Consider the following 12,343-nt stretch of genomic DNA (forward strand, 5'->3'; position numbering starts at 1 on the left):
AGCTGGGCGAGCACCGACCGACGCCAGACGGCCGAGCGTGGTCGTCGATCACGGGGTGATGGCGATGTAGAAGGCGTCTCCGTCGATGATGCGGTTGTTGATGTAACCGCTGCTGAGCCAGCGGCCGGCGTTCTGGTTGTCGGTGGCGTCGATCAACCGCGCGGAGTACTGGCCGTCGCCGACAGCGGCGCCTTCCCGGGTCGTGGCGAAGGGGTACTCGTCGCAGTTGAGCTGCTGCCCGTCGTACGGTCCCCACACGTCTTTGCAGGTCTTCACCGCTTCGCGAGTGTTCGCGTCCTGCGTGCCGGTGTTGGTGGTGCGGTGCAGTGGCACGGTGCCGCCGGGCACGTTCTTCCCGACGACGGAGGGGAAGGTCGTGACCGGGTGGTGCAGGGCGTCGTCATAGTGGCGGGCGGCCTGAGGGAACCCGGCGGCCGGGTTCAGACTGAACGGGATGACGACCTTGAAGTCGGTGAACACGGCACCCCTCGCTTTGCCGACGATCGCGCCGGCAGTGTCGAAGCGCACCTTGCTGTAGCGGTCGACATCGTCGTGCCAGCCCTCGGTGTCCGGGGCATCGACATAGGTATCGACGTGGATGGTCCCGGCGACCACGCTCGGCGGTGGCGGCGCACCGTCATCAGGTGAGGTGTAGGTGACCGTCCACTGCGGCACGCTGTTCCACACACCTGTCAGCTCGCTGCGGCGGGTCGCCCCAGCCGGGGTGATGCTGCCGATCTGGGGTGGGGCGAGGTCGTAGCGGAAGTTCTGCTCGAGCCGCCAGGTCTTGGGGTCGTAGCCGGGGTCGGCGGTGAAGAACATGTTCTCGATGCTGGCGATGTAGTCGACGCGCCGTGACCCGTCGTAGGAGAACCCGAGGATCCATTCGTCGAACTTGATGGTGCCGACGACCTGCAGGGTGCCCTTCTTGGTGAGCAACAGGTCCTGGTGGATGCGGTGGCAGGATTCGAACCTGCTCTTGAGCCAGCCTTGTGCGGTCGCGGCCTCGGTGGCGTGTTGCTGCTCGCATTGCTGACGCAGATCCTGCTGTTCGTCCAGCGTGGTGGCGGTGCTTGTGGCGGCGTCGGCGGGGGTGATGACGGTGACGGTGCTCAGTGCGGCGAGCAGGGCAGCGCCGAGCACGCGTGCGAGGTGGTGTCGCATGCGGAGTCCTTCTGGGTGAGAGGTGTCAGCGCTGGCGGCGGTGCGTGTCGGCCAAGTGCTGGGCCCGGGCGAGTAGAGCGTCGGCGTCATCGGCCGCGGCCGGCGGCAGCGGAATGGGGTGGCTCATCGCGGCGGCGCCGGGGTTGACGATGCGTTTGGTGACGTCCCAGGACGCCACGTCACCGGTCGTGCCGACGGTGGTGATGGCTGTGTCGAAGTGGAAGCAGTACAGCGCGCTGGCGCCGGGGCTGCAGTCACCGTCGGGTGCGCGGGAGGTGACGGCGGCGCGGCGGAACTGGGCGAAGATGTTGTTGCCGGTGAGGTAGCGGACCCGGTTGCTGGTCGCGGTCAGCGCGACCTGGCCGGGGATGTCGGTCAGATCCCAGCCGGTCATGATGTGGTGCGACATAGGGTTCGGCTGGGCGCTGGTCGTGCCGACCTTGGTGAAGTCGTAGTAGATGTCCCATGTCGAGCAGTTTTCGCAGGTCGGCAGGACGGTGAAGGTGTGGTTGCGGCGATCGGATGCCGTCGCTGGCGTGCCGATCTTGTGGAAGTCGTAGCCGGCGGTGTAGTCGACCCAGTAGGGCTGGTAATCCGAACCGGTCCCGGTGTAGTGGATGTCCAGACCGACCGCGAACGATTTCGTCATCGCGTCGTCGGTGAAGAACTGGGTTTCGTTGTAGAAGTCGGCCGGCCAGGTCCCGGCGAACGGCCCGTAGGACACGTCCGGGTAGATGAACGTCGCGAACAGGCCGTACATTTTCTCGTCGACGTCGCCGCACATCTGGGCGACGGCGTCGCGTGGCTGCCGGGCACAGGCACTGGCTCCCGCCGCGGCGGCCAGGCCGGGAACGGCGATTCCTGCGGCGGTCAGGAGGGCGACGAAAAACGCCACCACAATTCGTCTCACGGTTACTCCCCCTCGAAGAAACGCCGACTGTGAGGAGTCGACCACGTCACCCTAGAGTGCGACGATCGTCCACGAAACGGTGAAGAATGGCGGCCACCCGAAGAGCGCAGCGTGATCAACGGAGCGCATGACCTACCCGTACGTGGATCACCTGAATGGATCATGGTCCCCGGTGGCGGCTACGTCGTCAGCAGCGGTACCGGTGTGCGTTAACCGGCGGACGCGCGCAGGGCGGTCACTTCTCGCCGAGTGATGCCCGGCGCCGACGGAAGACCATCCAGCCGGCTCCTGCGGTCAGTAGCGCGACCGCGAGAGCGCCGAATCGGGTGTAGTCGCGGAGTCGTTCACAGCGCTGCAGAGCGTCGTAGGAAGCCGAACTCATCCACACCGTGGATGCCGTCGAGGTGTTGCGACCGGGATTCGCCAGCCGCTCCAGCTCGGTGGAGCGCACTGCGGCATTCCCGCACGCGAGCGTGGTCCCCGGTTGCGGGCCTGCCGTGCTCACCGGGACCAGCAGGAGCACAGCACAGGCCGCGACGCCAACCAGCGTCGCGAGCACCAGCCATCGACGTGCGAGCACAGCACGAGTGTCGCATCACCTCCCCATCCCTCGCCGCGCGCGAGCCCGCCGCTCCTGCCGTCGGCCGCCGCCACACCGCGACCACCGAGCGGGTGGTCGAGGGCCGGGAACCGAATCGATCAGCGCGAACGTCCTAGGATGGCCTGCACAGGGGCAACACACCGTGGTCAGGGGAGGACCAGACGTGGCGTTGAACGTCGCCAAACTACGTGCGCAGGCCGCCGAGCTGGACGCTCAGCTGGGCTCGAGCCGCCAGACCGCGACCTCGCCTGATGGCCTGGCCACGGCTGTCGTGACCGGCTCGGGCGAACTGGTCGCTCTCACGATCGCCGAGTCGGCGATCCACGGACCGCACCCGCAGAAGATCGGCCCCGCGGTCGTCGCGGCGGTCACCGCCGCGCGGCGTGCCGCCCTGGCTGTGGCCGCGCCGCAGGTGCGCGCGGTCCTCGACGACACGCTCGAATGGCACCCCGCCGAACGTCCCGCAGACCACCGCGACGCAGCCCCCGCCGCACCGCCGGCGCAACCTTCCCCAGCTCCGCCATCGACCCCGCAGGCGGCGACTCGGGCGGACATCGAGGACGAGAACTTCGAAGAACTGGACTTCCTCACCGACGAGGAAGCCGACGATGATCGGGGGCGCTGGTGAGCACCGACGACGAGCTCTACAACCTCGCCCGCGAAATCGACGACGCCGTCGCCACGGTGGGAGCGAGCGTCGCCCACGTCGCGGCGTCATCGGTCGACGTCCGTCTGCCCGGGGACCTCGGCACCGTCACCGTGAGCGGAGCCGGCGAGCTTCGCCAGATCGACCTCGAGGCCGACGAGGTCCGCAACTACTCCGCCGGCAGCCTCGCACGCCAGCTGCTGGCCGGCATCCGCCAAGCCGAGCAGGACGCCGCCCAGCGGCGCCACGCCACCCACGCCGCGGCGACCGCGAAGGAGCACCTGCGATGAGCTTCGACCCGATCACGCCGGTCGACCCCAGCGATCCCGGCCCAGGCAAGGGCTACCACGTCTACCCCGAAGCCCTCCGCGCCACCGCCACCAAAGTCGCCGACGCCGCGGCCCTGCTCACCACCCTCGCCCAGCACGATCTGCAGGACACACTGCTCGGCGAGTTCGATCTCGGGTTGCCCGGCACCCTCACGGTTCTTATGCCCGGCCGCAACGGGAGGGGCACCGTGCAGGAGTTCAACGCCGCCGTCGCCGCGGTCCGGTCGATCACCGCCACCAACGCCGACCGGATCCAACGCCTCGCCGGCGCCCTGACCACCGCCGCGAGCTACTACGAAGCCCAAGACGAGGCCGAATACGAACGGCTGAAGAAACTCGAAGGCGGCAGCCGATGAGCAACCCCGACCTGCAGCAGACCATCCAGGACCTGGGCAACCTGCACTACCCCGACGACGCCGACGCCCAGGTCCGCCAGTACGCCAACCTCATCGGCGCCCACGGCATCCTTCACCTGCTCGACACCCTGCGCATCTTCATCGGCGGCGACATCCGCAAGGTCCTGATCATCGGTGACAAGTTCGCCCAGAACAGCGCCTTCACCGACGCGGTCAACCTGCTCAACGAAGCGAAGCTCGATCTGCAGGCCCGGTGGCACGGCGACGCCGCCGACCAGTTCACCACCTACACGACCACGGCCGTGTCCGTCCTCGGCCAGAACCAGGCAGCGTTGAAGACGTTGATGGACGAAACCGCCCGGATCGCCACCGTGATCATCAACAACTACAAAGACCTGCTGCTCGCGCTCGCGCGCTGCGCGTCGAACCTGGCCAAGCTGGGCGGCTCCATCGTGATCTCCTTCCTCGAAGCCACCGTCGTGCCGCCGATCGCGCCGTTCAAACTCAGCGACATCGCCGAAGACATCAACAGCGCCTTCAAGACGTTCTGGGACGACTGCTTCGCCCTGCTCAGCTCCATGCTCAGCAACATCGGCGCCCAGACCGGCACCATCTTCGCCCTGGAAGCGGTCAGCAAGAACTTCGCGCACGTCCCCGACCTTGCCTCCACCACCGAAGTCGTCGACGACCCCGCCCGCTACCGGGTCAAGCCAGGAGCCGACCACCCGTGACACCCCGCCCCCGCACCGTCGCCCTCGCCGCCCTCCTGCTGCTCGCCGGCAGCGCCGCGTGCTCACCACACAAGCAGACGACACCACCCGAACCGTCGGTGTCCGTTCCACCGATCCCCGGCGCCGGCCTCAACGTCGACCGGATCAAGACCGACCCGTGTTCCGCGCTCACCCTCGACCAGCTTCACGACCTCGGGTTCGTCGGCGGGCACCAACAGGTCGAGAGTGGCACCCGGTGCATGACGCGTTTCGACGACACCACCACCGTCGGTGTCTGGGTCGACGGCGCAACCCTCACCACCCTCTACACCGAACGCGCCCGCGGGCATTCCGGTGGCGGAAACCACTTCGACCCCATCACCATCGACACCTACCCCGCCGTCATCACCTACGTGGCCGACTCCCCCAACTCCACCGGAACCGAAACCGACAACTGCACCATCGCCCTCGGCGCCCGCGACGACACCCTCATCAACGTCGACATCCACACCGGCTACTCCAGCAGCAACCCCGCCGGCCCCTGGAAACGCGACGCCCGCGGCGTCGCACAGAAAGTCACCGCGCTCATCGTCGCGAACCTCAGCAACTGACGACACCGTGCGGCTTGTCGCGTGGCCCGGTGGTGGTGCAGTCACACCAGCGCAACCCGACAGCCCATAAAACGAGCGCATCCGTTGCCAAAACTGCCAGCCCGGTCAAGTGACCTGCGCTTCAGCCGCCGTCTCGTAATCAGCACGAGGCATCGGAAGGGGCGATGACCGGATCGTTCGCGGGAGCGCTCGGTGGGGTGGCCAAATAAGTCGCGAGTACCAGGCCGTGGGCCAAGACTTGGCCGCGCAGCGAACTCCAGACTCCGCGCACCTCCTCGATCGGTAGCGCTCGGCGGGCGCCGCGGGTGCTCTGCCGGCTCCTGGGATTGATCAGTCCTGGCAGGTACACGGCGGGCCGCTGAAACCGGGGCTGCGGATGGTCGGACGTGCGGGCCGGCACGAAGCCGTACATGCCGTGCACCGGGTTGTCGATCGTCGCCCCGCGATAGAGCGTCAGCTCCAGATCGATGTCGGGCAGGCATCCCGGGTTGCAGCCGGCCCGACCGGCGTCGGCCGCCACGGGGATCAGCGATTGGACTGTGCAGACGTTGAAGGCCTCGTCGACGTCCAGCCCCGCAGTCCGGCCGGGCGTCCACGGCTGCGTGCTGGCGACGACGAACACCGTGTCGACGCAGAACTGGCCGCGGCGGGTGGACCCGAAACAGATCACCGAGCCGAGCGGCAAGGATTGCATCGCCGTGGGGCGTAGCGGTGTACCGGCGGTCTGCTTGCAGTTGCTGTAGACCATCCGCTCGCCGAACACCCATGGGTCGGTGTTCTGCCGCGGCCATGATCGACTCGGTCGTGTCCAGTACGGCCGGTGCAACGTTGGTGGCAAGTCGCCCTCGCCCGGCCAATGATGTTCGATCCGCGAAGGCGGCTCCCACTCTCCCCAGGCCACCATCTCGCCCTCGCGGAGCTGATCGTCGCCGGCGACGTAGCGTCCGGGCACAACCAAGAATTTTCATCCGTGACGGCCGACGTTCCATGGCATCTCGTCGCCGGCGAGGCGGTGCTCGGCACCGGGATGGGCAAACTGCACGAAGCATGCGGTATCAGTCATCGCTTGGTGCATTGGCCCAGACGGCTGATCGGTTACCCCTCGCCACGCCGCGCGCTACGCCGTCAACGTCCGCTCATGCCGATGAGCGGGCTACCTGTCGTGACAGCCGTCACGCGTTTCTGCTCCTCAGCTGCGGGCTAGCTGAGGACGGTCCACAAGCCACGGGAAGCCTGGCTTCAGGAACGAGCCTGCCGATTTCTTGCTGTTCCTGACTTCCTGTCCTGCTTAGGGCAGACGTGCAAGCCACGAATGGGTCGCTTCCTGGGAGTACCGGTCTCCGATACGTTGGTAGAGCAGCAGAGCCCGATCAAACAGTTCCCGCGCACGGTCGTTGTTCGACTCGTGGAACTCCAGTTCGCCGAGGTTGCTCAGGCAGTTGGCTTCACCCAGCACCGAGCCCACACGCTGGTAAGCCGGCAGAGCCTGACCGAACAGCTCCCGCGCACGGTCATTGTTCGACTCACGGAACTCCAAGCCGCCGAGGTTGCGCAGGCAGCTGGCTTCACCCAGCACATCTCCAACACGCCGATAGAGCAGCAGAGCCTGACCGAACAGCTCGCGCCCACGGTCATTGTTCGACTCACGGAACTCCAAGCCGCCGAGGTTGCGCAGGCAGTTGGCTTCACCCAGCACATCTCCGACACGCCGATAGAGCAGCAGAGCGTGATCAAACAGTTCCCGCGCACGGTCATTGTTCGACTCACGGAACTCCAAGCCGCCGAGGTTGCTCAGGCAGTTAGCTTCACCCAGCACAACTCCGACACGCCGATAGAGCAGCAGAGCCTGACCGAACAGCTCCCGCGCACGGTCATTGTTCGACTCACGGAACTCCAAGCCGCCGAGGTTGCGCAGGCAGTTGGCTTCACCCAGCACCGAGCCCACACGCTGGTAGAGCGGCAGAGCCTGACCGAACAGCTCCCGCGCGCGACTGTTCTCGCCCCGTATGGCGTAGAGCTTCCCGAGGTTGGACGCGGTACTGGCTCGAGCGAGGGGCTCGAGGTCGGAGGCGAGCGTCTCTCGGGTGAGCCGGTCGTCGCCGAGCCCGGTGAATCGTTGAAATTCCAGCAGGCTTCGTACCAGTGGTGCGAGACCTGCTGAATCGCGGGGCAGCCTCGCTTGGATGACGTCCACGATGTTGGTGAACTCGGGCACCACGGTGTCGACCGCCCGGACACCGTCCGGACCGCCTACCCGCTCGGCCAGCTCGGTCAGGGTCTGCACACGCGCAATGAGCTGGGCCAGCGCCGCCGGCTCGGGCGGATGGTGAGCGGCTACGTGCCGACGGACCGGGGCCAGGCAACGCTGCCGCGGGTGATCACTGTGCAACAGAGCCCGACTGCTCAGCTCGATCACGCCTGAGGCGAGCTCGTCCGGCAAATAGAGACCCGGTCGGTCTCGTGGCCATCCGTCGGGCAGGAGCGCCGCCAGCGACAACGCGGTGCGGGCGTCGGGGCTGAGCCGGTCCCAGGACAGTTCGATCGACACCGGCAGACTGGAGGTCCGGTCCGGATGGGCGGCGTGGGCGAGCAGGTCGGTGCGCTTGGTTAGCCACGCCGACATCAGCGTGTCCAAGCCGGTTTCGGTGCGCGCCAGGGTGGCCAGCAGGGTGATCGCCAGCGGCACCCCGTCCAGCTCGGCCACCAGCAGAGCGACCATCGGATCGCCGCGATGCCGGTCGCCGGCGACCTCGCTGAACACCTCAGTAGCGGCGGCTGGGAGAAGCGGTCCCAGCACAGCTTCAGCCATGCCGGTCAGACCGACCGGGGCGCCCCCGCCGCGGTAGCCGATACCCAAGACCGTCGAGGTCGCAGCGCCAGCGCGCATCTCCGCGACCAGCGCGGTCGTGCCCGCGGGATCGGAGTCCGCGGGTGTCTCGTAATTGTCCAGAATTAGCACACAGGGCGTTTCCCGGACGAAGGACAACACCCGGTTCCGCAAGTGGTCACCGGGAGCCACTCCGAGCACAAGGGCCATTTTGTCCACGACGGCAGTGGCTGATTCGGCGCCGTCACACGACACCACGAACCGGCGCGCCCCGAAGGAGGTGACGATTGCCGGGTCGGTGATCGCGCGGCCGAGCACCGTGGACTTCCCGATCCCGGGCCCGCCGGCAATCACCACCGACCGACCGGCGTTCCATGCGGCCACCACGTCCGCCACCTGAGTGTCGCGACCGACACACACGTCGACCACCGGTGGCGGTAAAGACTCAGCGGGCGACGCCAACGCGGGCAGCAGTATGTGTGCGCCCGGCCCGGCGACGATCCCGCCGGGCCCGGCCACCAGATTGTGGTCACCGACGACGTTGCCGTCGCCGGCTGTGACCGCGCCGCCGATGGTCCCGGCCTGCAGTACCGCCTGGGCGTTCGTCGTATCAGTGATTGAGTTCGTCACCGACACGGCTCCTGCCGCGGTCGGAGGATCTGCGTGCCGGGCTCGCATCAGGCCATGGGCCGACAACCCCAGACCCAGCACGCCGCATACGGCCCCGATCACGCTGCCGAGCTTGTCCGCCGCCTCCAGCCCGACCCACACGGTGCCACCGCCGGCCGCGGCCGTCACAGCACCCGCAGCGACCCAGGGAACCCAGCGACGGCGAGACATACCGACATCATCGTCTATCACCTCGTGGCCGTAACGCTGCAGCGCCGCTGTCCTTCACCGGCGAGAGGCAGCAGCGACATCGCGTCTTGCGCCAGCGCGCTCTCATGCCGATGAGCGGACGATAGACATCGAGGCTGCGGCCGCCAAAGATCCACTTTCGCTCGAGTAGACCATTCGGGGGGCGTTGATTGCTGTTGTGAGGCGTCTAGTAACCGTAGAGGGTGATCGAGCGACCTTTGGATGTGGTGGTCCGTCAGGGCAGCAGATTGCTCGGCTGGTTATGCAGTCATGAGGCGGGCGAGGGGAGGGGTGGTGTCCGGTCTGGTCGTGGACGATTCGGCGTTCGAGCTGGTTCTGAGCGGCGAAAGAGTCGGCCCGCGGCGGACGATCGGGGTTGCCGATGTCCAGTTTCTGAAGACGGTCGCTACTCAGTATGTCGGCGCAGCGCAAGGACGGTCAGATGCTGCGCTGCTGGAGCTGGGACGCGAGCTGTTCGGCTGGCTGGACGGAGAACAAGGGCAGCTGCACACCTGGTTGAAGGGGTCAGGGGCTCCGGTGATGCTGGAGGTGCGGGGATCGCAGTGGCCCTCGGCGGCGGCATGGGCGCTGCTGCGGGCACCGTTCGAGGTGCTGGCGTGGCCGGATGGGAGCTTCCTGGCGCAAGACGGGAAAACCCGGTTCAGTGTGGTTCGCCGGCTGGGTACAGCCATTCCGCCGGCGGCGCTGGGTGACTTTCGGCTGGGTGTCGCGTTCATGGCGTCCTCCCCTGCTGGACAGGACGAGCTGGATTTCGAGGCCGAGGAGACGGCGATCCTGAATGCGGTGCGCGATGCCCGCATCGATCTGCTGGTCGAGGACACCGGAGACCCGGTACAGCTCGCCGAACGACTGTCAGCGGACACATTGCCGGTAGTGCACTTGTCGTGTCACGGCTCCAACTCCTGGCCGGAGAAGAACGGCGAGCCAGTGCTGCTGATGGAGGACGAAACCGGCGAGCGCAAACCGACGACAGCGTCCGAGCTGGTCGCGTTGTTCCCACAGGACACCACGCGGCTGGTGTTCGTTTCGGCGTGTCTGACCGCGACCGGCGCCGACACCTCGGCGCACCTGCCCCCGGGCGAGGGACGGAAGGGTGGGCCGGGGCCAGGCGGGCGGGAGGAGTTGCTGGCGCATTCGCTCTCGACCAGTTTGGTCGCGGCGGGTGTCCCGGCGGTGATCGGCTGGGACGGTTCAGTGCGGGACCGGGCGGCGACGATGTTCGCCGAGAAGCTGTACGGGGCGCTGAACAAGCGGGTGGATGTGGCGGTGGCGATGGGTGATGCCCGCCGAGCGCTGCTGGAATCGGAGTATCCGTCGGTGCGGGCGGATTGGCATCTGGCCCGGCTGTGGCTGGGGCCGGCCGGCGGCGGCGCGGTAGTGGCGGGGAGCCGGGCACGGTCGTTGGTCACGCCCGTGCACGGCACCAAGCGGTTCCTGGACCGCAAACAGCAAGTTCCTGTGGCCGAAGCGCAGATGTTCGTCGGGCGCCGGAAGGAGCTGCGGCGCGCACTGCGCGCGCTGCGCGGTGGCAAAGGTGCCGGGGTGCTGCTGCAGGGGCTGGGCCGATTGGGCAAGTCCAGCCTTGCGGCCCGGATCGCCGACCGAGTCGCGGGCCAGTACGCGGTGGCGGTGGTGTTCGGTGACTACAGCGCCCTGGCTGTCCTGGACGCGGCGCGGGAGGCGGTTCGTACCAATTCCGCTGCGCGGGAGCTGGTCGATCGGCGGATGCCAGAAGTGCGGGAGCGGCCCGAGGCAATCGGGGACGTGTTGCTCGATTTGCTGTCCGGGCCGTGCGCCCAGGCAGGTGACGGCACCAAGCCGTTGCTGCTGATCATCGACGATCTGGAACGAATCCTCGTCAAGCACTCGGACAGACCACACCGGGTCGCACCGGCCCACGCGCCGGTGCTCGCGGCCGTGCTGCGCGCGTTCGATCCCGAGGAGACCAATAGCCGCCTGGTGCTGACCAGCCGGTTCACCTTCGCCCTCGACGGCGCGGAATCTAAACTCGAACTCATCCAGTTGGCAACCTTGTCCGAGGTCGGGCGCCGGAAACTGCACCGCCGCCAGGAAGCCCTCGCTTCCCCCGACCAGCGGGCTGAGCGTGCCGGCCTCGCCCGGCGCGCCGTTGCGGTGAGTCGGGGCAACCCGGGTCTGCAGGATCTGATCTGCCTGCGCCTGGTCTACAACCAGGACGTGCCCCTGTCCCGCGCGGACGCCGCGGTGACTGGCATGGAGGACTACCTGCGCCAGGGAACCCTTCCCGACGAAGGCGAGGTGCGGGTCTTTCTGGAGAATCTGGCCTTGGACGCCCTCATCGAGGAGGCAGGAACAGCCAACGGTGCTCTGGTGCGCGCGGTCACCCTGTTCGATCTACCGGTCCCGTATACGGTGGTCGATCTCATCGCCGGGCATGTCGGTGGATCACCGACCCGGCTGTCCGGTCTTGGGCTGCTGGAGCCCCACGACGACCCCGCGGAGCCGGGGCGCATCGCCCTAGCCGTCAATCCCGTGGCAGCCGGCCGGATCACCCCGCTTACCGCCACCGAACGATCCGCCCTAGCCAAGCTCACCGTGAATCCGCTTCTGAGCGGCTGGACACCGTCGACGCCATCCCACCGCCGGACCTTGGAGGAGGACCTGCAGCTGACGCGGCTGGCGATGCTGGCGGACAACCCGACCATCACCGCCCTCTGTGCTGTCGGCGCTGTCGCGCACCTGCGGACGGGCCCTGCCGCCACTGCCGCCGCGCTGGGAGTTGAGACGATCGCGCTCCTGGACCGGCACGACCACTCAGTGTCTCTTGTTTTGCTGCGCGTGGTGGCGGATGCCGCTCTCACCAGCGGAGATGGAGCAACAGGCCATGCGTTGCTGGAGCGAGCCGCGCGAACGGCCACCGCCGACGATCATGATGATCCCGGCGAGCGGGCCCGGGTCATCGCCGCACAGGCTCGGCGTCTGATCACCACCGGTGATCTGCATCAGGCCGAAGACATGTTGAGTCAGGCACGCGAGCTGTTCGTGACCGCGGGCTCCGCAGGAGAAGCTGCGATGACATCCGGCTCCATCGGCGATATCGCCGAACGGCGCGGGGACTACGACGAGGCCCTGCGCATCCGCCACGACGTCGAACTGCCGGCTTACGAGCGGCTGGGCGACACCCGTTCCATCGCCGTCACCTGGGGCCAGATCGGCGACATCCTCTACCAGCGAGGGGACTACGACGAGGCCCTGCGCATCCGCCACGACGTCGAACTGCCGGCTTACGAGCGGCTGGGCGACACCCGTTCCATCGCCGTCACCTGGGGCC

11 protein-coding genes are annotated in these 12,343 nt (G+C 67.6%); 6 read left to right on the plus strand and 5 right to left on the minus strand.

Translation table 11 applies throughout. From position 1 onward, the window contains the following. Positions 1–48: 48 nt before the first annotated feature. From ACIA5G_RS52085 to ACIA5G_RS52095, 3 genes are all read right to left on the minus strand, one after another. Positions 49–1,164 (minus strand): NucA/NucB deoxyribonuclease domain-containing protein, encoded by a 1,116-nt coding sequence (locus ACIA5G_RS52085; protein ID WP_395937704.1) that lies wholly within the window; start codon positions 1,162–1,164, stop codon positions 49–51. Positions 1,165–1,189: 25 nt separating this feature from the next. Next, entirely contained in the window at positions 1,190–2,074 is an 885-nt protein-coding gene (locus ACIA5G_RS52090; RefSeq protein ID WP_395937706.1) for a hypothetical protein, read from the minus strand. Positions 2,075–2,309: 235 nt separating this feature from the next. Then, positions 2,310–2,654 carry a hypothetical protein gene (locus ACIA5G_RS52095; RefSeq protein WP_395937708.1) on the minus strand — a complete coding sequence of 115 codons (345 nt, stop codon included), beginning with the start codon at positions 2,652–2,654 and terminating at the stop codon, positions 2,310–2,312. A gap of 184 nt (positions 2,655–2,838) precedes the next feature. On the opposite strand from ACIA5G_RS52095, the gene ACIA5G_RS52100 reads away from it, so the two are divergent. From ACIA5G_RS52100 to ACIA5G_RS52120, 5 genes are read left to right on the plus strand one after another with little or no spacing between them, the layout of a single operon-like run. Then, a complete protein-coding gene (locus ACIA5G_RS52100; protein ID WP_395937710.1) occupies positions 2,839–3,303 on the plus strand; it encodes a YbaB/EbfC family nucleoid-associated protein in 465 nt (154 codons plus the stop codon). Next, positions 3,300–3,611, plus strand: coding sequence for a hypothetical protein (locus ACIA5G_RS52105; RefSeq protein ID WP_395937712.1), 312 nt, complete (start codon positions 3,300–3,302; stop codon positions 3,609–3,611). The genes ACIA5G_RS52100 and ACIA5G_RS52105 overlap by 4 nt, the downstream gene beginning before the upstream one ends. Then, complete coding sequence (locus tag ACIA5G_RS52110) at positions 3,608–4,006, plus strand: hypothetical protein (RefSeq protein WP_395937714.1); 399 nt, start codon at positions 3,608–3,610, stop codon at positions 4,004–4,006. The genes ACIA5G_RS52105 and ACIA5G_RS52110 overlap by 4 nt, the downstream gene beginning before the upstream one ends. Further along, positions 4,003–4,737: a hypothetical protein gene (locus tag ACIA5G_RS52115; protein WP_395937716.1), complete on the plus strand. Its 735-nt coding sequence runs from the start codon at positions 4,003–4,005 to the stop codon at positions 4,735–4,737. Before ACIA5G_RS52110 ends, ACIA5G_RS52115 begins: the two co-directional genes overlap by 4 nt. Then, positions 4,734–5,327: a DUF3558 family protein gene (locus ACIA5G_RS52120; RefSeq protein WP_395937718.1), complete on the plus strand. Its 594-nt coding sequence runs from the start codon at positions 4,734–4,736 to the stop codon at positions 5,325–5,327. Before ACIA5G_RS52115 ends, ACIA5G_RS52120 begins: the two co-directional genes overlap by 4 nt. 139 nt (positions 5,328–5,466) lie before the next feature. On the opposite strand, the gene ACIA5G_RS52125 is transcribed toward ACIA5G_RS52120, so the two are convergent. Together ACIA5G_RS52125 and ACIA5G_RS52130 are read right to left on the minus strand one after the other, a co-directional pair. Continuing rightward, the gene (locus ACIA5G_RS52125) at positions 5,467–6,279 is read right to left on the minus strand and encodes a hypothetical protein (protein WP_395937720.1); all 813 of its coding nucleotides are present in this window, start codon (positions 6,277–6,279) and stop codon (positions 5,467–5,469) included. Between the two features lie 336 nt (positions 6,280–6,615). Next, complete coding sequence (locus ACIA5G_RS52130; RefSeq protein WP_395937722.1) at positions 6,616–8,925, minus strand: tetratricopeptide repeat protein; 2,310 nt, start codon at positions 8,923–8,925, stop codon at positions 6,616–6,618. Between the two features lie 381 nt (positions 8,926–9,306). On the opposite strand from ACIA5G_RS52130, the gene ACIA5G_RS52135 reads away from it, so the two are divergent. Further along, positions 9,307–12,343, plus strand: a 3,037-nt coding sequence (locus ACIA5G_RS52135; RefSeq protein WP_395937724.1) for a CHAT domain-containing protein, incomplete at its 3' end; no start/stop codon positions are given.

It is taken from the genome of Amycolatopsis sp. NPDC051758 (genome assembly GCF_044453095.1).
Classification (GTDB): Bacteria; Actinomycetota; Actinomycetes; order Mycobacteriales; family Pseudonocardiaceae; genus Amycolatopsis.